Raw genomic sequence first — 24721 nt, 5'->3', positions numbered from 1 at the left:
ACAGACCATGACGACCATCGCTCCGCTCGAGCACGGCCGCCGCGCGCCGGCGGCGGGCGACCGGCCCTGGACCGACGCGCTCTCCATCGCCAGCCGGGTCTCCGGCGTGATGGGGCTCGCGGTCGACACCGTGTTCCGGACCAGCCTGCTGCCCGCGCTGCCCGCCTCGCGCCACCGCGAGCGGGCGCGCCTCCTCCACGGGATCGCCCGGGACCTGTGCGGGCTGCACACCCTGCGCGTCCGCGTGACCGGCGCGCTCCCCGCGCCGCCGTTCGTGATCGTGGCCAATCATGTCAGCTACCTCGATCCGATTCTCCTGGCGTCGCTCACCCCCTGCACCGCCATCGCGAAGCAGGAGATCGGCAGCTGGCCGGTGATCGGCGATCGCGCGCGCGATCTCGGCGTGCTGCTCGTCGATCGGCAGCGCCCGGCGAGCGGAGCGCGCGTGCTCCGGAGCGCGCTCCGGGCCCTGCGGCACGGCGTCCCGGTGCTGAATTTCCCGGAGGGCTCGACCACCCGCGGAGAGAGGGTCCTCCGCTTCCGGAAAGGCATCTTCGGCGTAGCGCGGATAGCGGGCGTCCCCATCGTGCCCGCGGCCATCACCTACGATGCGCCGGAGCTCTGCTGGGCGGGCGACGACACCTTCCTTCCCCATTATCTCCGCTTCTCCAGCCGCCGAGAGACGACCGCCCGCGTCGCCTTCGGCCCGCCGCTCGGCGATCACGGCGGCGCGGCCGACCTCGCGGAGCGCGCCCGCGCCGTGATCCTGGACCTCTTGAGCCTGTAGGAGATTTCATGTCTCAACAACGAGCAGCCGCGTACCTGCGGCACGGGCAGACTCCCTTCTTTCGCCTCCCGACCGCGGGCTTCCACGAGGCCGGCGCGTCCGCCTATTCCGGCGCCGACGCCGTGCTCCTCGGCGTCCCTTGGGACGGGAGCGTCACCTACCGTCCGGGCGCGCGGTTCGCCCCCTACGAGCTGCGCCGCGTGAGCGCGCTCGTGCAGTCCTATCACCCCGGCCACGGCATCGACGTGTTCCGTGCGATCGACGTGCTCGACGGCGGCAATGTGCCCTTTCCCCCGTTTCACGCCGACTCCGTGCGCGAGCTGATCCAGGCTTCGGTCGACGAGGTGCTCGCGGCCGGCGCGGTCCCGTTCGTCGTCGGCGGCGACCACTCCATCGCGTTCCCGGTGCTCCGCGCGCTGTCGCGGCGCCACGGCCCCGTCACGGTCGTTCACGTCGACGCACACCTCGACACGAGCACCTCGGAGGTGTGGGGCGAGCCGTTCCACCACGGCACGCCGTTCCGCAATGCGATCGAAGAGGGGCTGATCGGCGGGAGCGCGCTCCACCAGATCGGCGTCCGCGCCACGTGGGGTCATCCGGAGGAAGGTGCCTTCGCGGCGCACGCGGGGGCGACCCTGTACGGAATGGATCGGCTCGACCGCGACGGCGCTCCTGCGATCGCGGCCGCCATCAAGGCGGCCGCGGGCGAGTCGCCCGTCTACATATCCTTCGATATCGACGGCATCGACCCGGCCTATGCCCCGGGCACCGGCACGCCCGTGCCCGGCGGGCTCACCTCGCGCGAGGCGATCCAGCTGCTCCGCGGCCTAGCGGGGATCAACCTGGTGGGCATGGATCTCGTCGAGGTGTGCCCCGCGCTCGACCACGCCGACATTACCCTTCACCTCGGCGCGCACTTGCTGTTCGAGGGCCTTGCCCTCCTCGCGACGAGAAAGGCCGCCCCGTCGCGCGGATAACGCGAATCGTGGAAGCAGAGGGAGGCAGAGCGAAGAACACGGCGCGCGCGCCCCTCGTGACCAAAGCGGAAATGTCCCGCCGCGCCGGTCCACGCCTCAATCCACTGGCGCCCGCCGCCATCCCGGTGTCACATAAGGGACACTGGGATGACACGCTCGCCCGCTCTCTCTGGCCGCTACGCCGATCTTCCGCAGCTCGATGACGCCTGGGCGCGCCTCGCACGCACCTACGGCGGACGGGAAATGGCGATCGGGACGTCCGCAAACGGAAGGCCATTGCGGCGCTACGACTTCGGCAACCCGCTGGGTCCGACGTTCCTGCTGACCTCGCTCATGCACGGGGTCGAGGTGATCGGCGGGCTCGCGCTGCTCGATGCGGTCCGGTCGATCCTGGCGAGCGGGCGCGCGGGCGCGGCGGCGCGCGCGCGGCTCGTCGTGGTGCCGGTCGTCAACCCCGATGCGTTCGTCGACAACCTGGAGCGCCTCCGCGGCGAGCGGCGGGCGTCGCAGCGCTGCAATGCCCGCGGCGTGGATCTGAACCGCAATTTCGCCCCGCTGTCCTCGTCGCGGCCGCTGCATCCATTCGCGGGCTCGCGGCTCCGGTGGTCGCCGCACTACACGGGGCCTCACGCGTTCTCGGAGCCCGAGTCGCGCGCGCTGCGCGACGTCGCGCTGGAGACGCGGCCTGCGCTCGCGATCGGCTTTCACAGCTGCGGCAACTTCCTGCTCTACCCGTGGGCGCACACCGACGCGCCCAACCCGCGCGCGCCGCTCTACCGCGCGCTCGGCGACGCCTTCTGCCGCGCGCTGCCGCGCGAGCGGTACGAGATCCGCCAGGCGGCGCACTGGTACCCCACGGTCGGCGACATGGACGACTGGCTCGACGCCAACCTCGGAACGCTCGCCTTCACGGTGGAGGTCAGCCGTCCCGCGCGCTCCTTCCGCGATTTCCGCCGGCTGCTCAACCCGTTCTGGTGGTTGAACCCGCGCGAGGCCGACGAGGCGATCGACAACGTCGTGCCCGGCGTCGGCGCGCTCCTCTGCGACGCGCTCGACCGCGGCGTGGGCAGCGCGGCCCCGCCGCTCGACGCCCCTCCTCCGGAGCTCTTCGCCGACGCCGCCGAGTGAAGCGCCGCGCTCGCGCGGGGCGCGCGGCGTTCGGTAGCCGCCAGCCCGCGCTGGCCAGAGGGCGAAGGGCGCCGATGGCTGTCGAAAAGTGCGAGGCCCACGCGCAGCATCCACTATCCTTCGGGCGTGGACGCCGCCTCGCCCCGCATACCGCCCACCGTGCGGATCAGCCCGAGCGCGGCGGCTCGTCCGGGCGGCGCCGACGAATCGGACATCTGGCAGCACACCCCCGACGAGGTCGTCGACGGCAAGTACCGGCTGGTCCGGCCGCTCGGGCGCGGGGGCATGGCCGAGGTCTGGCTCGCCGTCCACGTCACGCTCAAGACCGAGCTCGCCGTGAAGTTCCTCAGCGCTGCGCTGACCGGCGACGCGGAGCGAAGCCGGACGGTCCTCGAGAGGTTCCGGTTCGAGGCCCAGATCTCGGCCCGCCTGAGCGCGCGCACGCGGCACATCGTCGCCGTCCACGACGCGGGGGTTCACGACGACATCCCTTACCTGGTGATGGAGTACATCCCGGGGCGAACGCTGTTCGCCGAGGTGCGCCACAAGGGACCGATCGATCCGGTGCGCTTCGCGGACATCCTCGACCAGATCGCGGACGCGCTCACCGTGGCGCACGACATGGGCATCGTGCACCGCGATCTGAAGCCTTCGAACGTGATGCTCGTCGACGCTCCCGGCGCGGAGCCGATGGTGAAGGTCGCGGATTTCGGCATCGCCAAGGCGCTGCACGGCGATCTCGGCCTGGATCGGCCGCAGGAGACGGAGGCCGACGTCATGCTGGGCTCGCCGAACTACATGAGCCCGGAGCAGCTCGCCTCGCCGCTCGCCGTCGATGCGCGGGCCGATGTCTGGGCGCTCGGCGTGCTGACCTACGAGGTGCTGACGGACTGGACGCCGTTCCGGGGCAACAGCATCGCCGAGATCATCGTGGCGGTCAGCACCCGCGATTTCGAGCCTGCCACGGAGATCAGGCGGTCGCTTCCCCCGGGGCTCGACCTCTGGTTCTCGCGCGCCCTCGCGAAGGCGCCGATGAGGCGGTTCGCCTCGATCCGCGAGATGGTCGGGGCTTACCGCGCCGCGCTCTCGGCGCCGCCGCCCGAGCCGCCCGCGAAGGCCGCGAAGGCCGCGCCGCCGCGGCGTCTTGCGATGGCGGCCGCCGTGGCGCTGGGCTGCCTCAGCGCGCTCGCAGCGACCGCCGCGCTGTCGGGGCGCTTGATCGATGATCGGCCGCGCCTGGAGCAGCCGGCGCGGCTCGTATCCCCCGGCGTACGGGGCGCGCTGCAGGGGGTCGCGCTGCGCTCGCCGCCGCCGCCCGCCACCGCCGAGCCGCCCGCCACCGCCGAGCCGCCCGCTACCGCCGAGCCGCCCGCTACCGCCGAGCCGCCTGCCTCCGCCTCCGCCTCCGCCGCGCCGCCTGCCTCCGCAACGGCGTCGGCGCAGCCGCGCTCGTCCCAGCGCCGCCCCGGGGGTGACAGGCTCGCCCCGCGCGCGACGGCGACCGCCGCGCCGCGGCCCCTGCCCACGGTGCCCCGGCGCCGCAAGGAGATCGACAAGAGTGAGACCTTTTGAGCGACGGCTCATCACGCTCTGCGGCGTCGCCTTGCTCGCGGCGGCGCCGGCGCGCGCGCTCGCCATCGGGGCCGAGGAAGACGCGAAGACGCTGTTCGCCCGGGGCCGCGAGCTGCGCAGCGCTGGACAGTGCGACCAAGCGGTCATCGCGTTCCGGAGCGCGCTGGAGATCTACCCCGAGGGGCTCGGCGCGCTGCGGAACATCGCCGAGTGCGAGGAGGAGCTGGGCCGCTATGCCTCGGCGAGGCGAGACTGGTGGGATCTCCGGCGCGCCGCGCTCCAGTCCAACGAGGCGAAGTACGCCGGGTGGAACGAGGACGCCGAGGCTCGCTACCGGGCGCTCGGCAGCAAGGTCGGGACGTTGACCGTCCGCCTGCGAGGCGCCGAGGGGCGGCCGCCGGTCCAGGTGGTGCTGGACGGCAAGCCCCTCGACCCGAGGCTCCTCGGCGTCGAGCTCGAGCGCGATCTCGGCGCACACACGATCGAGCTGTTCTACGGCGGCGCTGCGCCCATCTCGGAGCGCGCCGAGCTCACGCCTGGCGCCCGTCGGGTCGTGACGCTGAACGTCCCCGCGCCGCTCCCGGCGCGCGACGCGCTCTCGGGGCCGAGCGCCTCCGCCCCGGCGCCACCTTCCAGCGGCGTTCGCGTGGGGGGCTACGTCGCGCTCGGCGTCGGCGGCGCGAGCGCGATCGCCACCGTCGTGGCGCTGGCCGTGCGCGCGAACGCGCTGAGCGCGGTCGAGGACGGGTGCTCCCCCGCCGGCGGGGGCGCGTACGAGTGCCCGCCGTCGCTCCAGGGCGACTACGACACCGGCAAGACCGCCTCGACGCTCGCCGGCGTCTTCGCCGGCGTCGGCCTGGTCGGCATCGGCGCCGGCGTCACGTTGCTCCTGCTGAGCCCCTCCGAGACCGCGTCGCCGGCCCCTGGCAAGCCTGCGGCGGCGGAGCTCTCCCTCACGCCGTCCCCGGGCGGCCTCGGCTCGCGCCTTCTCGTCAGGTTCTGAAAGCCGGCGGCCAGACGACCTGCACCACGGTGCGACGCCAGGCAGGGCGACCGCGATACGGCCGGACGGCCCCTGCTGGCGTCGAGTCGCGCGCTCGCGCATCGCGAGCGACCGCCCGGATCCTCGCGCGGCGCACGGACGTCGCGGGGGCGTGGAAGCGCGGATCGCTTCGCTGAGCTTGTCTTTCCGCCCCCGGGCGCTACCCCATGATCGAGGCCAGAGCGCGCAAGGCGGGGAGGTCGAGATGAGCTCACAGCGAGACAAGATCCTTGGTTCGATTGCAGGAAGCGGCGCGGTCGCCGTCCGCGGGGCGGCGGAGGCGCTGTTCTCGGTGGCGGGCAAGGGGCTCCTCGACGAGGGCGCGCGCGAGGGCCTGCGGCGCGTGATGGTCGAGAACACCACGGCGGTCGTGAGCGCGTTCGCGCCCGGGCTCTCGCTGGGCGCGCAGGCGACGACGAAGCTCATCGCAGATCAGGGCGGAACGCAGGCCGCCGCGATCGTCGCGCAGACAGCGGCGCGGCAGGCGGGGAAGGCGGCGCTCATCGACGGCGTCTCGACCACCGTCGCCAAGGGGCTGGCCCGAGAAGCGATGAGGGCCGCGGGGCGGGAGGTCCTGAAGGGCGCGGGCAAGGCGGCCGGCATCGGGTTCGTGATCGACGGTGCCTTCGGCGCATACGAGGGCGTCACGGCCTATCAGCGCGGCGAGATGACGAAGAAGGAAGCGCTCACGCACGCGGCCCAGGAGGCTTCGACCGGCGCGGTGGCGACCGGCGCCGGCGTGCTGCTCGCGGCAGGCCTCGTCGCGGTGACCGGCGGCGCCGCGGCGCCGCTCGTCTTCGCGGTGGGCGCCGGCGGCGCGATCGGCGCGAAGCAGGTCCTGCGGCGGCTCATCGACCGAGTGTCCACGAAGACCCTGGCCCGTAACGTTGCTGACGAAGGCCAGGTGGGGTGACGCTGCGGAGGCCGTGTGTGTCCCGGCCAGCGCTCTGACCGACTTGACCCGACTCGACACGTCAGCGCTTGCGTTCCTCTTGTATATCGGCCCCGCGGCGCCCATATGGCAATTTCCCTCCATACCTTTCGCATGATGGTGATCCGATGTAGACCACCGTTATGCGACGACGCATCCCGAGGCGTTCGTTCTTGCGCGTCGGTGGAGCCGCGGCCGCGACGCTGACCCTGCCGTTCTCCCTGGTCTTCTCGAGGAACACGCGGGCGGCTGGCCGGTTCGGGCCTCTCGTGCCCGATCCGGCGGGCATCCTCGACCTCCCTGCGGGCTTCACGTATCGGATCCTCGAGCGCGCCGGCGGTGACATGGAGGACGGTTACCGTGTTCCCGGCCGACCGGACGGAATGGGGTGTTTTCCTGGGGCGGACGGCAGCATCGTCCTGCTCAGGAATCATGAGAACTCGCCTGCTGACAAGGGCATTGGCCCTTATCGATCCGGCCAGGGCGCGGCGGCGGAGGCGTACGACGCGGCGAGCATGGGCGGCGTCACGAGGGTCGTGCTGGACGCAGCGACGTTCGAGCGTCGCTCGAGCAACCTCGTGCTCGCTGGTACGAACCGGAACTGCGCAGGCGGCCATAGCCCCTGGGGCTGGCTCAGCTGCGAGGAGAACGTCGACGCTCGCCACGGCTACGTCTTCGTATGTGCGGCGACCGCGTCCAGGGTGGAGCCCGCGCGGCGCCTGGCCGGCTATGGTCGCTTCAATCACGAAGCGGCGGTCGTCGATCCCACGACGATGATCGCTTACCTGACCGAGGATCGCGCGGACGGCTGCTTCTACCGCTTCAAGCCGACGGACCCCGGCGCTCCGTTCGAGGGCAAGCTCCAGGCGCTCAGCGTCGTCGGGACGCGCAACGCCGAGACCGCGGAGTGGAAGCTCGAGGAGCCGCGCGAGATCGCGTGGGTGGATATCGACGAGCCCGATCCACGGGAAGACACGGTCAGGAGGGAGGCCCGGACCAAAGGGGCCGCTGTCGTCCGGCGCGGGGAGGGCGTCTGCCTGTCGCAAGGTGTCGTGTACATCTGCGCGACGATCGGCGGCCCGGCCGGGGCCGGGCAGATCTTCCAGCTCGTCCCTGCGGAAGATGGCGGCACGCTCGAGGTCGTCGCGCAGTCGACAGACACCCAGGAGCTGGAGGCGCCCGACAACATCACCATCGCCCCCTGGGGAGAGCTCTTCATGGCGGAGGACGGCTATCGGGGGAACTTCCTTCGAGGCGTGACGCTGGACGGGCAGATCTTCGATTTCGCGCGCAACGCCCGGAGCATGAGCGAGCTCGCTGGCGTTTGCTTCTCGCCCGACGGCAGGGCGCTCTTCGTGAACATGCAGGAGGACGGCCTCACGCTCGCGGTCACGGGCCCGTTCCCCGAGGTCGGCGCCGGCGCCGGCAGCGCGATCCGAGCGGGCATGTCGGCGCCGGGTACCGGGTAGGGCGACCACCCGTCCTCGCCCGGAGCGCGGAAGGACGATTCTCCTTCTGTCTCGGCCGCCCGCCTCTCTCACCGCTCACGGCGCACGCGCGCCGCTCAGAACGGCGGCGGCGCCGTCTCGCCGGCCGGCAGCGGGCCTGGCTCCGGCGCATGCTCCGACTCGACAGGCGCTGGCGCGGCTCCCGGCTCTGCCGGCCGCGGCCCCTCCCCTGGCGCCTGCACGGTGCCCTGCAGCTCGCCCGGCGCGCCGCCGTCCACCGGCTCCGCGCCCGCGTCCGCCTCGGGGGCCTGCGCCTCCTCGGTCGGCTCCGTCCCGGCGACGAACACCTCCTCGATCGCGTCTTCCTGCCCCTCGCGCGCGAGGAGACCCGTCAGCGGATCGATCTTCACCCGCACGACGCCGCTCGGCACCGGGAAGTCGGCCGCCGGGCGCTTCGCGTGCGCCTGCTTCATGAAATCAACGAACGCCGGCAGCGCCGCCGTGGCGCCCGCCTCGCCGTTGCCGAGCGGCGCCGCGTCGTCGTAGCCGGTCCACACGGCGCACGCGATGTCGGTCGAGTAGCCCACGAACCAGGTGTCCTTCGCCTGGTTCGTCGTCCCCGTCTTGCCGGCGATCGGGCGCCCGAGCGAGCGTGCCTGCCTGGCGGTCCCGCTCTGCACGACGGACGTCAGCACGCTCGTGAGCACGTAGGCCTCCGCCTCCTCCATCACGCGATGCGCCGGAGGGCGTGGCGGCAGCGGGATCTCCGCCCCGCCGGGGCCGACGATCTTCGTGATCAGGATCGGCTGCTCGTAGACGCCGCCAGCGGCGATGCTCGCGTACGCGGCGACCATCTCGCGCGGCGTGACCTCGTAGGCGCCGAGCGCGAGCGACAGATCGGCGCCGAGCTTCGACTGGACGCCGAGCGCGCCGGCGAACGCAGCCACGTTCGAGGCGCCGACGCGCGACAGCGCCGACACCGCGGCCACGTTCACGCTGTGCGCGACCGCCTCGCGGAGCCGCGCCGGCGACTTCCCCTCGCTCTCGTCGTAGTTCTGCGGCTTGTACCCGGCGATGGCCAGCGGGTCGGTCTCGAGGATCGTCGCCGGCGTCAGCGTGCGCGCGTGGATCCCGTACCCGTAGACGAACGCCTTGAACGTAGACCCAGGCTGGCGCCGCGCGAACGTCGCCCGGTCGAGCCCCCCGCGCACCGCCTCGTAGCCGCCGACGAGGGCGACGACCTCGCGCGTCCGCACGTCGATCGCGACGAGCGCCCCCTCGGGTCCGAGCTCGAGCCGCAGCGGCACGGGGGCCGCGGGCTTCGCCGCTTTGCCTGCTGGCGCGGCGTGCCCCGCCTCTCCGGCGGCGTCCTCGTCCTCTTCCTGTCCTGCGGCGGCCGCCTCGACGACCGGCTCCGGCGCGGGGCCGATCAGGCTGACGCGCACCACCTTGTCGACATCGGCGAACTTGCTCGGCGCGAGCCCGTTCGGGTTGTACCGCTGCGCGCCGCGGAGCGTGACCGTGCCTTCCAGCGTGCCCACGCGCACCGAGAGCGTCCCTCGGGCGTCGTCGGCGCCCGTCACGACCCCCCGGAAGACCTTGTGACCGGCCGGTGTCCCCTCGAAGGCCGGCGGCTCTTTCTTGTTCCGCGCGAGCGGGCCGAGCAGCTTGTGCCGCTTCGCATAGGCGTCGAGGTTCTTGCGGACGGACGCGCGCGCGGCCGCCTGCATCGCCGGATCGATCGTGGTCGTGATGGTGTAGCCGCCCTGCTGCGCGGCGGGTCCGACGAGCTCGCGCAGCATGCGCTGCGCCTCGGAGACCACCTCGGGAGCGAGCTCGGCCAGCGACTCGGTCTCGACGGCGAGCACGACCGGCTCCTGCTTGGCTTGCGCCACCTGGATCTCGTCCGCGAAGGCCTTGCGCTGCATCTGATCGAGCACGAAGTCCCGCCGCGCCACGGCGCGCTCGAGGTTCGCCCGGGGCGAGTACACCGACGGCCCCTTCACGATGGCGACGAGCAGCGCGGCCTCGGCGAGCGTCACGTCGCGCACGCTCTTCCCGAAGTAGTAGCGGCTCGCCTCCTCGACCCCGTAGCGGCCGTGGCCGAAGTAGATCTTGTTGAGGTAGAGCTCCAGGATCTCGTCCTTGGTGAGCTCCTGCTCGATCTTGCGGGCGAGGATGATCTCTCGCGCCTTGCGGTTGAAGGTCCGGTCCGGCGTGAGCAGGACGTTCTTCACGACCTGCTGCGTGATGGTGCTCGCGCCCTGCCGGGCCCGGGTCGAGCGGAGGTTCACCGCGAGCGCGCGGAGCATGCCGAGGTAGTTCAGCCCCGCGTGCTCGTAGAAGCCCGCGTCTTCGGCGGCGAGCGCGGCAAGCTTCACCTGGCTCGGGATCTCGCCGATGCGCACGACGGTGCGCCGCTCGGTGAAGACCTCGCCGAGGCGCGTGCCGTCGCGCGCGAGGATGCGCGTCACCTGCGGGGGCCGGTAGTCCTTGAGCTCACGGGTCGAGGGGAGATCCGCCTCGTAGTGCCGGATGACGAGCGCGACCGAGACAGCGGCGAGGACGAGCAGGACCGCGAGCGCGATCCCGATGCGCTTCGCCCACGTCGCGATCCTCGGGCCTCTCTCCTGTGGGGGCGCGCCTTCCGGCTGGCTGGGCGGGCGCGGCGCGCCGTCGAGGTGCGGCGCGCTCGCCGGCCGCATGGCCCCGCTGATCCGCTCCGCCGGCTCGCTCGCTCGCCCTGGCGGCCCCGACCGCCGCGCCGGCGGCTCCGACGCCTGCCGCAGCGGATCCGACGCCTGACGCAGCGGATCCGACGCCTGACGCGGCGGATCCGACGCCTGACGCAGCGGATCCGACGCCCGGCGCAGCGGATCCGACGCCTGACGCAGCGGATCCGACGCCCGACGCAGCGGATCCGACGCCCGGCGCGGCGGATCCGACGCCTGCTCCGGCGCATCGGTCTTCCTGACCGGATCGTCCTCGCTTCCCGCTGGGTTCCGTGATTGCTCCGAGGCCATGCCGCCGTCCCGTGAACGCTGGCGCAGGCGATGCGCATCCAGAGCGCCCGGCGCGCCGGAGCGGCGACGCTAGCACGCCCGCGGAGGCTCGCCTCGATCCGGGGCGCGCTCGCGCAGGATCAGCCGTGGAACAGCCGCATGGCCACGATGGTGATCAGGATGCCCGCGATCAGGCAGCCCGCCGCGATGCCCACGAGGAGCAGCGGCTTCGCCTCCGCCTTGGCCGGCGCCTTGGTGGGCGGCTTGGCGATGGCCGCCGGCGCGGGCGGTAGCTTCGCGGACGCCGCCGGGGGCTGCTGGACCATCTTCACCGTCTTCGCCGGCGACTTGAACGCGGACGCCGCGGGCGCCTTGTTCGCCTGGAGCGCGGCGGCGTGCTGTTTTGCCGCTTGCTCGAGCACCGCGTTCGCGTTCTTCGGCATCATCGCCGTGTAGCCCTTGCCCGCGCCGCCCGCGAACGGCTTGAGCGCGTCCGCGAACTCCGCGGCCGACTCGAACCGATCCTCGGGCCGCTTCTCGAGCGCCTTGGCGAGCACCGCCCCGAGCCCCGGCGGAAACTGCTTCCCGGGGACGCGCTCGTCGAGCGGGATCGGGTTCCTGGTCACGTGGTGCTGGATGTACTCCATGGGCGTCCGCGCCTCGAACGGCAGCTTGCCCGTGAGCACCTCGTACAGGATGGTCGCGAGCGAGTAGATGTCGCTGCGCGCGTCGAGCACCTTGCCCTGCGCCTGCTCGGGCGACATGAACTCCGGCGTCCCGAAGACCATGCCCTCCTGCGTGAGCATCACCGACCCCGGCCTGAGCTCGCGCTCCGTGACCTTCGCGAGGCCGAAGTCGAGCACCTTCGGGTAGTCCTTCAGCCCGCCGTTGGTCGACAGGAAGATGTTCTCGGGCTTGAGATCGCGGTGCACGATCCCCTGGATGTGCGCCTCCTGCAGGGCGCCGCAGACCTGGATGAGGACCGGGATCGCGCGCTCGACGGGCAGCGGCCCTTCCTTGCGGACCACCTGGTTCAGGTTCTTGCCCTCCAGGTACTCCATCACGATGTACAGCGAGCCGTCCTCGAGCTCGCCGTAGAGCAGCACCTTCACCGTGTTCGGGTGCGTCAGGTGGCTCATCGCGCGCGCCTCGCGGCGGAAGCGGGAGACGAGATCCTTCCGGTTCGCGAGCTTGGGGTGGAGGATCTTGACCGCCACCATCCGGTTCATCGCCGGCTGTGCGGCCTTGTAGACCGACCCCATGCCGCCGGAGCCGATCTTCTGAAGGATCTGGAACTGCCCTCCGAGCAGATCTCGACCGATGTTCGGGTCCGGACCGGCAGCCATGCGTGGAGCCGGAAAATACCACGCAACCCACCCGTATCGTCTATGACCGAAGCAGCGGGCCCATCGGATCCCGCCGTGGAGCCAAAATGACCGTAAAAATTGACGCCCACGGGGCCGCCGAGGCGCTCGAGAGCCCGCTCCTCGCCGCCGCTGGCTTCTCGCACGCCTTCTTCACGCGGCGCGGCGGTGTCAGCGCCCCCCCATGGGACACCCTGAGCTTCGCGGTCGCCCTCGGCGACGACCCCGCCGCGGTCCGTGAGAACCTGGAGCGCGCCGCGCGGCGCCTCGGCATCCCGGCGGCGCGGCTCTATTTCCTCAGCCAGGTCCACGGCGTCGAGGCGCGGGTGCTCACCGGCGACGAGAGCCGCGACGACGTCGTCCGCGAGGTCGGGGACGTGACCCTCTCGCGTGTGCCCGGGGTCGGCTGCGGTGTCCGCAGCGCCGATTGCGCCCCGATCCTCCTCGCCGATCGCCGGACCGGCGCCGTTGCGGCGGTCCACAGCGGCTGGCGTGGAACAGTCCGCCGGGTCGTCGTCGAGGCGGCCAGCGCGCTCCGCTCGCTCGCCGGCCCGGGCGCGGATCTCGTCGCGGCCATCGGCCCGCACATCGAGGCTTGCTGCTTCGAGGTCGGCGACGACGTCGCCGCGGATCTCGCCGCGTGCTCCAGCGCCGGCGCCGCCGCCGTCGTCCGTGGAGCCCCCGGAGCTCGCCCGCACGTCGATGTCCGTCGCATCCTCAAGGCCCAGCTCACCGAGGTCGGCCTGGACGCAACCTCGATCGAGGACGTCCCTGGCTGCACCGCGTGTGACCCCGCCCGCTTCTTCTCGTACCGGCGCGACGGACAGCGCAGCGGCCGCCTGCTCTCCGTCATCGTCGCCGGCCGTACCGTCATCGGCTAAAACGCTCCCATGGTCTCGCTCGCGCGCGACTCGTCGCCGATCGTCCTCGCCATGGTGGGCCTGCCCGCCCGGGGGAAGACGTCCATCGCCCGCAAGATCGCGCGGTACCTGTCGTGGCTGGGCCACCCCACGCGGCTCTTCAACGTGGGCAACTACCGCCGCGCGCACCTGGGCACCGCGCAGCCGCACCAGTTCTTCGACCCGAACAACACCGAGGGCCGCCAGGCGCTCCTCGGCATGGCGATGACCGCCCTCGACGATCTCATCGGCTGGCTCAGCTCCGGCGGCGAGGTGGCGATCTACGACGCCACGAACAGCACGCGCGCTCGCCGGAACCTCGTCACCGAGCGCTGCCAGGCGCACGGCTTCCCGGTCGTCTTCATCGAGTCGATCTGCAACGACGAGTCGATCATCGAGACCAACGTCCGCGAGACGAAGCTCCGCTCGCCGGACTACCAGGGCGTCGATCCAGAGGCGGCGCTGCGCGACTTCCGCGCGCGCATCGCGCACTACGCCCGCGCGTACGAGCCGCTCGGCGAGCCCGAGAGGAGCTACATCAAGATCATCGACGTCGGCCGCCAGGTCGTGCTGAACCGCATCCACGGCTACCTGCCGGCGCGCCTCGTCCCGCTGTTGATGAACATGCACCTCACGCCGCACCCGATCTGGCTGACCCGCCACGGCGAGAGCGTGTTCAACGAGAAGGGGCTGCTCGGCGGCGACTCGGATCTCAGCGCGCGCGGCGACGAGTATGCGAAGAACCTCTCCTCGTTCATCCGCGAGCGCGCCGGCGACGAGCACGTCAACGTCTGGACGAGCACGCTGCGCCGCACCATCCAGACCGCGCGCCCGATGACGCAGAACCACGTCGCGTGGCGCGCCCTCGACGAGATCGACGCGGGCGTCTGCGAGGGCATGACCTACGAGCAGATCCGCCAGCAGATGCCCGAGGTCTTCCACGCGCGCGCGGCCGACAAGTTCCGCTACCGCTACCCGCGCGGCGAGTCGTACGAGGACGTCATCCAGCGCCTCGATCCGCTGATCATCCAGCTCGAGCGCCAGCGCTCGCCCGTGCTCGTCATCGGCCATCAGGCGGTGCTGCGCGCGCTCTACGCCTACCTCGTGGATCGCCCCGCGCCCTCGTGTCCGACGCTGCCGATCCCGCTGCACACCGTCATCGAGCTGACCCCGACCGCGTATGCTTGCGAGGAGCGCCGCTTCCAGCTCGCCCCTCCCGTCCAGGGCGGCGACTCGAGCACCGCGCACCCCTGATCCTGGCAGCGCGGCCACGCCGCTGCGCGGGCCACGCCGCTGCGCGGGCCACGCCGCTGCGCGGGCCACGCCGCTGCGCGGGCCACGCCGCTGCGCGGGCCACGCCGCTGCGCGGGCCACGCCGCGACGCGGGGCGCGCTGCAGCGCCGCCGCGTCGGGTCAGCGCTCCCGGCTGATCAGCTTGCGGAGGAGCTCCAGCGGGTGGAACGGCAGCATCGCGGCCATCTCGCTGTCGGTCCCTGCCCGCTCGAGCACCGCCCGCACCGCGGGCGCCACGATCCCCATCGGGTCGATCCGCTCCACGAGCGCGCGGAGCGCGCTGAGCGCCGCGCGCCCCGCGTCGATCCCGAGCGGGATGGCGAGGGCCGCCGGCACCGGCGCGAGGATCACGTCGCGCACCGCCACCGCCCGAGCCCAGGCGCCCGGGCTCGGGTCGACCTCGAGCTGCCGGATCGTCTCCGCCTCCGCGAAGCAGCCAAGCGACAGCTCACCTGCCCGCTCCTCGATGGCGCGCGACAGGTGCCGGTAGTCGCGGCGCCAGTCGCCCGCGAGCAGCCCCATGTCCTCCCGCACCTCGTCCGGCCCGAGGATCAGGTTGATCCCGCGCGCGTCGCGGCGGAGCGCGACGCTCGTCCAGAGCTCCCCGCCCTCGAACAGGCCGATCACCATCGTCTTGCCGATCGCGGCGAGCGACTCCAGCGTGCCGCGCACGACGCCCGCCGAGGGCATCGGCACGCCGCGCAGCCGCGCTGGCCAGAGATCGACCCTCCCGGCGAGGAGCTCCTCGCGGGCGAGCTGCAGCAGCAGGAGCGTCTGGGCGATGAGGTCGTCGCCGCGCCGCAGCCGCGCCCCGAACCGCTCCACGATGGCCTCGAGGGCGCCCGCCTCGATCACCGCGGCCCAGCTCGCGTGGTGACCCGCGGCGAGCTCCTCCGCGGAGAGCGGGGCGGCGCGCTGCGCGTCGTCGATCCGGAGCCGGCCAGCGTCCGTGTGCACGAGCTTCCTGAGCTTGCCGCCCGCGTGGACCGCGACGACGCCGCCGCGTGGCCGACCGACCTCGCGCTCGTCGGTGCCCGCGCGCCTCGGCCGGAACAACGACAGCACGCGGACCCAGTCGGTCGCGGTGAACCCCTCGAAGCGGACGTCGGGCGACAGCACGGGGCGAGCCTACCCCCGGCGCGCGCCGTGCGCGAGCGCCACCCCGGAACGTGTCGTCAGCCCGCCGCGCGCCGCCGAGCAGTGCACGACGATGCCGCCGGCTACGCCCCCCACCAGAGCATCTCGTGGACCTGGGTCTCGCCGCCGACGGGCACGATCACCCGGATCTTCTGGCCCTCGATCTGGACCACGTGGGCGGGGAAGCCGTCGGCCGGGTAGTAAACGGATTTCACGAAGCCGCTCGCGTCGAGCCAGAGCAGGTGTACCCCCTCCGCGGCCGCCCCGTGCATGAGGAGCATCCGCCCACCGCCGACGAGCGCGAACTCCAGGCTCTTGAAGCCCATCTCCTCGAAGCGCTCCGGGGACGGGAAATCGTCGCCCACGGACCTGAGCTCCGGCAGGTGCGCGCGGAGGTGCTTGTAGAGCGTGTCGTAACGAACCTTCGCGAGCTTCGGGATCCGCCGGTCGCCCGCGGCGAGGATCGGCAGCCGCCCCGCGTCGAAGGTCGGCACCTCCACGTGGGTGCGGTAGCGATCCACGAGCCTGCCGCGGCCGATCTCCTCGTCGCTGAGCGCCTTGAGCCACCACTGGAAGATCGCGAGATCGCCCGTCCCTGCGCTCGACTCGAGCCGGACCAGCGACTCCCAGAGTGGCCTCCGGACCTGCCATTTCCCGCCGTGGTTCTTGACGACGCACGCTCCGACGTAGAGCGCCCCGTGCGTCACGAGGGTGACGAGCAGGGGAGGATCTCCGCCCCCGCTCGTGCCGCGCGCGCCGCCAGCCGGCGCGAGCCAGGCGTCGCGTCGCTCGCGCGTCAGCGCCGCGCCCAGCCGATGGACCGACGCATCGGAGAAGTCGAGCCCGAGGTCGGGCGCGCCGAACGCCGCGGGCGCGAGCCGGGCGAACACCTCCGCCGCGTGGTCGATCTGGGCCAGGATCGACGGGTTTCCAGCCGGGTTCACGTCCGTGGAGCGCGCGCTCGCCAGGTCGGCGAGCGCGTCGGGCGGGTAGTGCGGCGCGAAGAGGCGCTCGAAGATCTGGGCGGCCGTGATCGGTTCGGCGGGCATGGCGTGGGGCCGTGGTGTTCGGCGTGGCGGAGGGTCGAGCGAGCGCGGCCGGGCGGCCGCGGCTCAGAACATCTTCTTGCGCTTCGACGAGCTCAGGATGCCGAGCATCTCGCGGTACTTGGCCACGGTGCGGCGGGCGATCTTGATGCCGTCCGTCTCCTCGAGGATCTTGACGATCGCCTGATCGCTGTAGGGATTCGACTTGTCCTCGGCCAGGATGATCTTCTTGATCGCCTGCTTGACGCTCTCCGAGGCGATGTCTTCGTCAGCGACCCTGTGGATCGATGAGTTGAAGAAGTACTTCAGCTCGAAGAGCCCCTGGGGCGTGTGCACGTACTTGTTCGACGTCACGCGGGAGATGGTCGACTCGTGCATGCCCACCGACTCGGCGACGTCCCTGAGGATCATGGGCTTCAGGTAGCCGACGCCGCGCTCGAGGAACTCGCGCTGCTTCTCGACGATGCACTCGGTCACCTTGATGATCGTGCGCCGCCGCTGCTCGATGGCCCGGATGAGCCACTGCGCGCTCCGGAGCTTCTCGCTGATGAACTCCTTCGCCTTCGGATCCTTGAGCATCCGCTGGGCGAGGTTCTCGTTGATGTAGAGCCGCTGGAGCCCCTTGTCGTTGTCGGTGACGACGAACTGCGTGCCGTCCTTGATGACGTACACGTCCGGGGTGATGGCGATGGTCTTCTCGTCGACCTCGGCGAAGTTGCGCGCCGGCACGCTCTCCAGCTTCTGGATCTCCTGGACCGCGTCGTACACGTCCTCCAGCGGGATCTTCAGCGCCTTCGCGATCGCGGGGAAGTTGCGCCGCTCCACGTTGTGGAGGTGGTCCTTGATGATGGCCATCTCGATGTCGTCGAAGCCGAGCACCTCCGCCTGCACCCGCAGGCACTCCGACAGGTCGCGGGCCGCGACCCCGACCGGATCGAAGCGCTGGATCATCGACAGCACCTCCTCGGCGTCCTCGGGGTGGAGCTCCGCCTCCCGCGCGAGATCAGCGAGGCTTAGGTCGGGCCCCCTCGTGCCGTCCGGACGTTCGCCCCCCTTGAGGTCGAGGTACCCCTTCTCGTCGAGGTTGCCGATGACGAGCAGCGCGAACTGCCGCTCGTTCTCGACGAAATCGCTCATCTGGAGCTGCCAGAGCAGGTGGTCGCGCAGGTTCGACGGCTTTGTCAGGTTCTGATCGATCGGCGGCAGCTCTTCGAAGCCGCCCCGGTGCGCGGGCATGGCCTGCTGGAGCTGCCTGTTTTCCAGGAATTGCTCCCAGTCCACCTCTTTGACGCGCTTCTCCGTCTCACGCGCCGCGATGTCGGTGTCTCGGTCGAACCGCTCGCCGTTCTCGAGCCGCTGCTCCGTCGGCAGATCGGCGTTCCTCCCCCGCTGATCCCCCTTGTCGCCGTCCCGCGCCTTCGGGTCGGTCATGTCGTCCGCGAGGACAGGGTTGCCGTCCAGCTCCTTCCTGATCTCGTCGACCAGCTCGAGCCGCGAGAGCTGCAGCAGCCGGATGGCCTGCACCAGCTGCGGGGTCATCACAAGCTGCTGGGACAGCTTGAACTGGAGCTTCATCTCCATGCCCATGAGGAGCTCCTTCTCTCAGTTCGCCGCCAGCGCCACCCGCCGAACGGGGGCCGGGGCATTGCGCGAGGTTCGTGCCATCGAGTGTCTCATTGGTGGCCTCACCCCCAACGTAGCATCGAACGGGGCAGCGGCCCGGGTCTTGCTTTCACGTCTGCACCAAAAAATAGCGCAGGGCTTGCATCCTGTACCACTGAACATGGCTTCAGGTTCCGCTGCAGCAGATTTTTCGCCCTGCGCGGAGCTCTTCCCGCAGCCTGTTCGGATTGGCCCCCATCCGCGGATCGTTGCACTATCGGCCGCCGATCGGGAGGCTTGAAATCCCGAAAGGTTAGGCGAAGGCGCGATGGGAAAGCCGAAGGTGCGCGGACCTACGCAGGGGCCCACGCAGGGGCTCGAGGGCGTGCGCGGCGGGGCCTCGCACGACGACGTCGAGAAGGAGCGGATCCTGTCGTGCTCACCCCTCGCCTCGCTGGCCTTGCCGAGCCGGCGTGTGCTGTTCGAGCTCGGCAGGTTCGAGCGGCTCACGCGACGGCAGTGCGTCTGCCAGCAGGGCGCGCCTCCGAGGCACCTGGTCCTGATCGGGGCGGGTCGCGTGAAGGTCGAACGCATCGCCGAGGGGCGGGTCGTTCCGCTCGGGCACCGCGGGCCTGGTGACCTCGTGGGCGAGGGCGCGCTCGCGGGCGCGACGATCTCTTCCGAGAGCGCGACGGTGCTCGACGAGGGGGATGCGCTCGTGGTGCCGCTCGCCGGCCTCGAGCGGCAGCTCGCCTCCGACGCAGCGCTCCGCGACGCGCTCGCGGCGGCGCTCGTGGCCCGCAAGCTCGAGACCGAGGCGCGCCTCGGCTCCCTGCTCCTCTGCACGGTCGAAGCGCGCCTGATCGAGTTCCTGCGCGCCGCTTCGCGGCGATGGGGGCAGCCGCACGCCGCTGGCCAGCTGGTGTCGGCCCCGTTCACGCACGCGGACATCGCGCTGCTGATCGGGTCCACCCGCGAGACGGTCACCCTGCTGCTGGGCAAATGGAAGCGCGCCGGCCTGATCGCGTTTGACCGGCGGCGGATCGTCATCCGGGATGGCGAGCACCTCGCGGCGCACGCCGCGACGGCCTGAGCGTCCGCGCGGAGGGGCCGCTGCGCGGCCTGCGCTGGAGCCGGTACACCGAGGCGCCGGTCGCCTCGACGAAGGCGCCGCCGCGCGGCTCCGCGGGGTGGCCTTCCACCCCCAGGGCAGCGCCAGGCTCGCCCGGTCGCCTCCCCTTCAGATCGCCGAGATCGCCCTGGATCAGGCGGAGGCGAGGAAAGATCCCGGACTTCGCGGAGGTCTGGGAGCCGAGCTCGACGAAGATCGTGCTGAGCAGCCGGCCGAAGGCGTACGGCTTGAGCAGGACCTCGCTGACGTCGTCGGTGCCGTCGCACGAGACCGGCTCGTCGGCGCAGAAGACGACCCGCCTGGGCATCGTGCCCTCGCGCCGCAGGCGGCCCAGGATCTCCCGGGTCCCTTTCATTCCGGGGGCGAGATCGATGAGCGCGACGTCATAGACGCGCTCGCGGGAGAGGGAAATCGCTTCCTCCAAGGTTGCGGCCGAGCTGACGAGCGCGCCGCGGTTGCAGAGGAGGAGCGCCGTGGCCCTCCGGAGGACATCGTCCTGATCGAGGAGGAGAACGTTCGGTTGGTACGTCATCGGGTATCCCTGCGGCTTGCAGTCGAATTGCCCCGCATCGACGAGGACGGCGACGAGCGCGCCCCCTCCGTCGTTCAGCGGCAGCATCCGCGTCCGCGGACGGTCCCCCCTTCGCAACGCACGTGCCGAAGGCGAGGCGCCGCCGTCGCCCGGCGCTCGATTCCCCCTGTTCTCGGCGGCAACGCGGCTCGTTCGAGCGCCGCTGCCGGTGAGGCTGCCCCGCCGACCCCGGGCCGCCGCTGTGCCCATTTCGCGCTCCCTCCGCGGCATCTCTCCGCCCCGACGAAGAGCGCCCCCCCACCCTGTCGGCTTGCCCACCGCGTCCCTCACCGGTGGTGCGCGCTTCGTGCGCACGGGCTAGCCCAGGTTTGCGGCCACCCCAGGGCGGCGCTGTCCGCCGTTCCGCCGGTTGCTCCAGGCTCGATGTACCGTGGGCCACACGTCCGGGCCGCCCGCGGCACCCCGCCCTGACGCGTTCGGCGCAACGCAGCAAACTGATTTTCCCGCTTGATGAGGCTGGCGTAGGGTGCCACAAGCGTCCGCGCGCACGAGTGGCGGAATTGGTAGACGCACCGGGTTTAGGTTCCGGCGCCGGGAGGCTTGGGGGTTCGAGTCCCCCCTCGTGCACCACGGCTTGACTCCTGGAGGACTCGACCGCCACGCGGCGCGACGCGCCACGTGGCCGGTGCCCGGGGCGGCTGCACCGGGCGGCTCGAGACGGCAGGGGTCCGCTGGGCGCGAGGCGCGGGGGCGAGCGCGCGCCCGCGCGCGGCTCCCCCGGGCTCGGCGACGAGGGCACGACGGGTCGCGGGCCGCGGAGCCTCGGGCGGATCGCGTCGGCGGCGTTTCGCGTCGGCGGCGTTGTCGACGTTGTCGACCCCGCGCGTGGTCCCGGAATTGCGCGACGCCCGCGGCGCGACTACGTTCGCGTTCCTCGACCGGACCCTCTCCTTCCACCCGACCGCCGCGGAGCCAAGGCACGTAAAGATGTTCACTTGGGCGATGAAGAAGATTTTCGGCACCTCGCACGAGCGTGCCATCCGCCGCATGCGACCCCGGGTCGAGGCGATCGGCAGGATGGAGCCGGAGCTGCAGAAGCTCTCGGACGCCCAGCTCCGAGCAAAGACGGCGGAGTTCAAGGAGAAGCTCGCCAACGGGGCGACGCTGGACGACATCCTGGTCCCCGCGTTCGCGGTCTGCCGCGAGGCGTCACGGCGCGCGCTCAAGATGCGCCATTACGACGTGCAGCTCATCGGCGGCATGGTGCTCCACAACGGCTGCATCGCCGAGATGCGCACCGGCGAGGGCAAGACCCTGGTCGCGACGCTCCCCTGCTACCTGAACGCCCTCGAGGGCAAGGGCGTCCACGTCGTCACGGTGAACGATTACCTGGCGCGGCGCGACGCCGAGTGGATGGGCAAGCTGTACGGCTTCCTCGGCCTGTCGACGGGCGTGGTCGTCAACCAGCAGGGCGACGCCGAGAAGCGCGACGCGTACCGCTGCGACATCACGTACGGCCAGAACAACGAGTTCGGCTTCGACTACCTGCGCGACAACATGAAGTTCTCGGCGCTCGAGTACGCGCAGCGCCCGCTCCACTATGCGATCGTCGACGAGGTCGACTCCATCCTCATCGACGAGGCGCGGACTCCGCTCATCATCAGCGGTCAGGGGGAGCGCTCGAGCGATAAGTACCGCACGATCAACGAGGTCATCCCGCAGCTCCGGAACGAGGAGCATTACGCCGTCGACGAGAAGGCGCACTCGGTGACGCTGACCGACGAGGGGGTGGAGACGGCGGAGCGGCTGCTCGCCGGGCTCCAGGCTCTCAAGGGCACGAACCTCTATGATCCGGTGAACCTCGAGACGCTGCACATCCTGAACCAGTGCTTGCGCGCGCACACGCTCTACAAGCGCGATGTCAACTACATGGTACGCGACGGCAAGGTGCTCATCATCGATGAGTTCACCGGCCGAGTCCTCGCGGGCCGTCGGTGGTCGGACGGCCTGCACCAGGCCGTCGAGGCGAAGGAGAACGTCCGGATCCAGGAGGAGAGCCGGACGATGGCGACGATCACCTTCCAGAACCTCTTCCGGCTGTACAAGAAGCTGTCCGGGATGACCGGCACCGCGGACACGGAAGCGGCGGAGTTCCACAGCACGTACAAGCTCGACTGCGTCATCATCCCCACGAACAAGCCGGTGGTCCGCGTCGACTACGAGGATCTCGTCTACAAGACCGAGAAGGAGAAGTTCACCGCGGTCATCAACGAGATCCTCGAGAAGCACGAGCTCGGCCAGCCGATCCTCGTGGGCACGACGAGCGTCGAGAAGAGCACCGCGATCAGCCGGATCCTGACGAAGCGGGGCGTGAAGCACAACGTGCTGAACGCCAAGCACCATGAGAACGAGGCCTACGTGGTCGCGCAGGCGGGCCGCAAAGGGGCCATCACGGTGTCGACCAACATGGCGGGTCGCGGGACGGACATCATCCTGGGCGGCAACGCGGAGATGCTCGCCAAGCTCAAGTTCAAGGAGCAGAACCGCCAGCCCGAGGCGGAGCCCGAGGCGTTCGAGGCCCTGGTCGACGAGCTCAAGAAGGAGTGCTCCGCCGAGGGCAACGAGGTGCGCGAGATCGGCGGGCTGTACATCCTGGGCACCGAGCGGCACGAGTCGCGCCGCATCGACAACCAGCTGCGCGGCCGCGCCGGCCGCCAGGGCGACCCCGGGACGTCGAAGTTCTACCTGTCCCTCGAGGACGACCTCATGCGCATCTTCGCCGGGGATCGGGTGAAGAACCTGATGGAGCGGATGGGCATGCCCGACGACGAGCCCATCGAGCACCCGTGGGTGACGAAGAGCGTCGAGAACGCGCAGAAGAAGGTCGAGGAGCGCAACTTCGACATCCGCAAGAACCTGCTCGAGTACGACGACGTGATGAGCGCGCAGCGCAAGACGATCTACGACATGCGCCAGTCGCTGCTCGTCGGCCGTTACTATCCCGAGATCCTCGATGAGGAGGGGAAGCCGACGGGCGAGAAGCGGACGATCAAGCCGCTCGCGTCCATCGCGGACATGGTCCGGCCGGACGTCGGCTACCTGCTCGGGATGTTCGCGAACGACCCGGTGATGCCGCTCGACGCGGACGGCAACCGGCGCGAGATCGTGCGAAAGGACTTCGAGGCGACGGAGCGGTTCGTCGAGCTCGAGAACATGCAGCGCGAGATCTACACGCGCTGGGGCGTGAAGATCGAGCTCGAGCCGCGCGCCGACAAGGTCGTCGAGATCTACGACGAGTGCTCCGAGCTCGTGCCCCAGGCGCTCACCGAGCAGCGCGAGCGGCTGCTCGATCTGATGGACCGGATCATCGGCGCGATGGTCGAGGAGTCGTGCCCGGCCCGCAAGCCGCCGGAGGACTGGGACTGGGGCGGCATCTTCCAGGGCTTCCGCGAGCACTTCGGCGTCGAGCTGCCGGACGACATCGCGCACATCGGCGACCAGGAGACGCTGGCGCGGGAGCTCTACGAGCGCGCCGAGAAGGCGTACGAGAAGCGCGAGGAGGAGATCGGGGTCGAGCTGTCGCTGCGCATCTTCCGCCACCTCTACCTGGAGGAGCTCGACAAGGCCTGGGTCGATCACCTGACCGACATGGACCACCTCCGCGACGGCATCGGCCTGCGCGGCTACGGGCAAAAGGATCCGAAGCAGGAGTACAAGAAGGAGGGCTACAACATGTTCGTCAACATGGTGGCCCGCGTCTCCTCGAACGTGGTCACGAAGCTCTTCAGCGTGAACGTCAGGCGCGCTGAGCAGGAAGAGGCGCAGATCGAAGCGGCGGATCGCGAGCGTCACGCAGCGGCGCTGCTCGACGCGGTCGCGCAGCACGACGAGTCCCTCCCGATCGGCGCGAACCCCGCTCCGGCGCTCCCGCAGCCGGCCGTCACGCAGGAGCAGGAGTGCCCCTGCGGCAGCGGCAAGCCGTTCAACAAGTGCCATGGCGTCGAGGACGAGGCGACGGCCTGAGCCGGCGTCCCTTGCCCGCTCCGCCTGGCAGCTATCCCGCTAAAAAACGCAGTGGCGAGGGCCCCTGCCAGGCCCTTGCTCCTCTGTATCTGACCCCAGCATGAACACCGCCGAAGGGCCGATTCATCGGCTCGCGGAGGCAGGCCCATGAAGGTGTTCATCGATTCAGGGGATATCGCGGAAATCAAGGAAGCGCAGTCGATGGGGGTCATCGACGGCGTCACGACCAACCCGTCGCTCCTCGCCAAGGCGGGCAAGCCGACGAAGCAGGCGATCGCGGAGATCTGCGAGGTGGTCGACGGCCCCGTCTCGGCCGAGGTGGTGGCCGTCGAGAAGGACGCGATCCTCCGCGAGGGTCGCGAGCTCGCGAAGATTCACCGGAACGTGGTGGTCAAGGTGCCGCTCATCGACGAGGGGCTCAAGGCCGCCCGGATCTTCGCCTCCGAGGGCATCAAGACGAACGTCACCCTCTGCTTCTCCGCCGCCCAGGCGCTGCTCGCGGCCAAGGCTGGGGCCACGTACGTCTCGCCCTTCGTCGGCCGCGTCGACGACGCCGCGGGGGACGGGATGGATCTCGTCCTGCAGGTCGTGACCATCTTCAGGAACTACGGCTTCTCGACGCAGGTGCTCACCGCGAGCGTGCGGCACCCCGTCCACTTCGTGCAGGCCGCCATGATCGGCTCGCACGCCGCGACGATGCCGCTCAAGGTCATCAAGCAGCTGATCAAGCACCCGCTCACCGACGTCGGGCTCGCGCAGTTCTTGGCGGATGCGAAGAAGATCCCCGAGCTGGTATAGCGAATCCC

18 protein-coding genes and 1 tRNA gene are annotated in these 24721 nt (G+C 71.0%); 13 read left to right on the top strand and 6 right to left on the bottom strand.

The genetic code is table 11. The annotated features are described in order from the left end of the window. Nucleotides 1–7 precede the first annotated feature (7 nt). The 7 genes from WME90_RS00235 to WME90_RS00205 all read left to right on the top strand — a co-directional run bounded on the left by WME90_RS00235 (nt 8) and on the right by WME90_RS00205 (nt 7906). Nucleotides 8–787, top strand: coding sequence for a lysophospholipid acyltransferase family protein (locus WME90_RS00235; RefSeq protein ID WP_437279016.1), 780 nt, complete (start codon nt 8–10; stop codon nt 785–787). 8 nt (nt 788–795) lie between these two features. After that, entirely contained in the window at nt 796–1764 is a 969-nt protein-coding gene (gene speB / locus WME90_RS00230; protein WP_437279015.1) for an agmatinase, read from the top strand. 147 nt (nt 1765–1911) lie between these two features. Further along, entirely contained in the window at nt 1912–2892 is a 981-nt protein-coding gene (locus WME90_RS00225) for a M14 family metallopeptidase (protein ID WP_437279014.1), read from the top strand. 126 nt (nt 2893–3018) lie between these two features. After that, entirely contained in the window at nt 3019–4464 is a 1446-nt protein-coding gene (locus WME90_RS00220; RefSeq protein WP_437279013.1) for a serine/threonine-protein kinase, read from the top strand. Further along, complete coding sequence (locus tag WME90_RS00215; RefSeq protein ID WP_437279012.1) at nt 4451–5467, top strand: tetratricopeptide repeat protein; 1017 nt, start codon at nt 4451–4453, stop codon at nt 5465–5467. The genes WME90_RS00220 and WME90_RS00215 overlap by 14 nt, the downstream gene beginning before the upstream one ends. A 244-nt stretch (nt 5468–5711) precedes the next feature. Then, nucleotides 5712–6419: a hypothetical protein gene (locus WME90_RS00210; RefSeq protein WP_437279011.1), complete on the top strand. Its 708-nt coding sequence runs from the start codon at nt 5712–5714 to the stop codon at nt 6417–6419. Between the two features lie 191 nt (nt 6420–6610). Beyond that, nucleotides 6611–7906: an alkaline phosphatase PhoX gene (locus tag WME90_RS00205; RefSeq protein ID WP_437279010.1), complete on the top strand. Its 1296-nt coding sequence runs from the start codon at nt 6611–6613 to the stop codon at nt 7904–7906. Nucleotides 7907–8001: 95 nt separating this feature from the next. Here WME90_RS00205 and WME90_RS00200 read toward each other — a convergent pair whose 3' ends face one another. Both WME90_RS00200 and WME90_RS00195 read right to left on the bottom strand, forming a co-directional pair. Continuing rightward, complete coding sequence (locus tag WME90_RS00200; RefSeq protein ID WP_437279009.1) at nt 8002–10908, bottom strand: PBP1A family penicillin-binding protein; 2907 nt, start codon at nt 10906–10908, stop codon at nt 8002–8004. 119 nt (nt 10909–11027) lie between these two features. Continuing rightward, nucleotides 11028–12233: a serine/threonine-protein kinase gene (locus WME90_RS00195; RefSeq protein WP_437279008.1), complete on the bottom strand. Its 1206-nt coding sequence runs from the start codon at nt 12231–12233 to the stop codon at nt 11028–11030. A gap of 86 nt (nt 12234–12319) precedes the next feature. On the opposite strand from WME90_RS00195, the gene pgeF reads away from it, so the two are divergent. Together pgeF and WME90_RS00185 are read left to right on the top strand one after the other, a co-directional pair. Next, nucleotides 12320–13132, top strand: a complete 813-nt coding sequence (gene pgeF / locus WME90_RS00190; RefSeq protein WP_437279007.1) for a peptidoglycan editing factor PgeF — start codon at nt 12320–12322, stop codon at nt 13130–13132. A gap of 9 nt (nt 13133–13141) precedes the next feature. Further along, the gene (locus WME90_RS00185; protein WP_437279006.1) at nt 13142–14404 is read left to right on the top strand and encodes a bifunctional nucleoside/nucleotide kinase/histidine phosphatase family protein; all 1263 of its coding nucleotides are present in this window, start codon (nt 13142–13144) and stop codon (nt 14402–14404) included. Nucleotides 14405–14563: 159 nt separating this feature from the next. Here WME90_RS00185 and WME90_RS00180 read toward each other — a convergent pair whose 3' ends face one another. The 3 genes from WME90_RS00180 to rpoN all read right to left on the bottom strand — a co-directional run bounded on the left by WME90_RS00180 (nt 14564) and on the right by rpoN (nt 18213). Further along, entirely contained in the window at nt 14564–15562 is a 999-nt protein-coding gene (locus WME90_RS00180; RefSeq protein WP_437279005.1) for a hypothetical protein, read from the bottom strand. Nucleotides 15563–15663: 101 nt separating this feature from the next. Next, entirely contained in the window at nt 15664–16629 is a 966-nt protein-coding gene (locus WME90_RS00175; RefSeq protein ID WP_437279004.1) for a hypothetical protein, read from the bottom strand. 63 nt (nt 16630–16692) lie between these two features. After that, complete coding sequence (gene rpoN / locus WME90_RS00170) at nt 16693–18213, bottom strand: RNA polymerase factor sigma-54 (RefSeq protein WP_437279003.1); 1521 nt, start codon at nt 18211–18213, stop codon at nt 16693–16695. Between the two features lie 343 nt (nt 18214–18556). On the opposite strand from rpoN, the gene WME90_RS00165 reads away from it, so the two are divergent. Beyond that, nucleotides 18557–19321: a Crp/Fnr family transcriptional regulator gene (locus tag WME90_RS00165; RefSeq protein WP_437279002.1), complete on the top strand. Its 765-nt coding sequence runs from the start codon at nt 18557–18559 to the stop codon at nt 19319–19321. On the opposite strand, the gene WME90_RS00160 is transcribed toward WME90_RS00165, so the two are convergent. Beyond that, on the bottom strand, nt 19275–19979 hold the full coding sequence (locus WME90_RS00160) for a response regulator (protein WP_437279001.1): 705 nt from the start codon (nt 19977–19979) through the stop codon (nt 19275–19277). The genes WME90_RS00165 and WME90_RS00160 overlap by 47 nt on opposite strands. Nucleotides 19980–20437: 458 nt before the next feature. Here WME90_RS00160 and WME90_RS00155 point away from each other — a divergent pair. From WME90_RS00155 to fsa, 3 genes are all read left to right on the top strand, one after another. Further along, nucleotides 20438–20522, top strand: a tRNA-Leu gene (locus tag WME90_RS00155). 357 nt (nt 20523–20879) lie between these two features. Next, complete coding sequence (secA, locus tag WME90_RS00150; RefSeq protein ID WP_437279000.1) at nt 20880–23915, top strand: preprotein translocase subunit SecA; 3036 nt, start codon at nt 20880–20882, stop codon at nt 23913–23915. A gap of 147 nt (nt 23916–24062) precedes the next feature. After that, on the top strand, nt 24063–24713 hold the full coding sequence (gene fsa, locus WME90_RS00145; protein ID WP_437278999.1) for a fructose-6-phosphate aldolase: 651 nt from the start codon (nt 24063–24065) through the stop codon (nt 24711–24713). Nucleotides 24714–24721: the final 8 nt, after the last annotated feature.

Source organism: Sorangium sp. So ce375 (assembly GCF_051473855.1).
In the GTDB taxonomy this organism is placed as follows: Bacteria; Myxococcota_A; Polyangia; order Polyangiales; family Polyangiaceae; genus Sorangium.
Note: the sequence above shows the minus strand (reverse complement) of the source record. Positions and strands in the feature narration are given on the sequence as shown.

Excerpts from the sequence above, each read along its gene's own strand:
- WME90_RS00235 (WP_437279016.1), top strand. The coding sequence starts at position 8 with ATGACGACCATCGCTCCGCTCGAGCACGGCCGCCGCGCGCCGGCGGCG.
- pgeF (WP_437279007.1), top strand. The coding sequence starts at position 12,320 with ATGACCGTAAAAATTGACGCCCACGGGGCCGCCGAGGCGCTCGAGAGC.
- secA (WP_437279000.1), top strand. The coding sequence starts at position 20,880 with ATGTTCACTTGGGCGATGAAGAAGATTTTCGGCACCTCGCACGAGCGT.
- WME90_RS00175 (WP_437279004.1), bottom strand. The coding sequence starts at position 16,629 with ATGCCCGCCGAACCGATCACGGCCGCCCAGATCTTCGAGCGCCTCTTC.
- WME90_RS00225 (WP_437279014.1), top strand. The coding sequence starts at position 1,912 with ATGACACGCTCGCCCGCTCTCTCTGGCCGCTACGCCGATCTTCCGCAG.
- WME90_RS00165 (WP_437279002.1), top strand. The coding sequence starts at position 18,557 with ATGGGAAAGCCGAAGGTGCGCGGACCTACGCAGGGGCCCACGCAGGGG.
- WME90_RS00195 (WP_437279008.1), bottom strand. The coding sequence starts at position 12,233 with ATGGCTGCCGGTCCGGACCCGAACATCGGTCGAGATCTGCTCGGAGGG.
- speB (WP_437279015.1), top strand. The coding sequence starts at position 796 with ATGTCTCAACAACGAGCAGCCGCGTACCTGCGGCACGGGCAGACTCCC.
- fsa (WP_437278999.1), top strand. The coding sequence starts at position 24,063 with ATGAAGGTGTTCATCGATTCAGGGGATATCGCGGAAATCAAGGAAGCG.
- WME90_RS00185 (WP_437279006.1), top strand. The coding sequence starts at position 13,142 with ATGGTCTCGCTCGCGCGCGACTCGTCGCCGATCGTCCTCGCCATGGTG.
- WME90_RS00200 (WP_437279009.1), bottom strand. The coding sequence starts at position 10,908 with ATGGCCTCGGAGCAATCACGGAACCCAGCGGGAAGCGAGGACGATCCG.
- WME90_RS00210 (WP_437279011.1), top strand. The coding sequence starts at position 5,712 with ATGAGCTCACAGCGAGACAAGATCCTTGGTTCGATTGCAGGAAGCGGC.
- WME90_RS00160 (WP_437279001.1), bottom strand. The coding sequence starts at position 19,979 with ATGCTGCCGCTGAACGACGGAGGGGGCGCGCTCGTCGCCGTCCTCGTC.
- rpoN (WP_437279003.1), bottom strand. The coding sequence starts at position 18,213 with ATGGGCATGGAGATGAAGCTCCAGTTCAAGCTGTCCCAGCAGCTTGTG.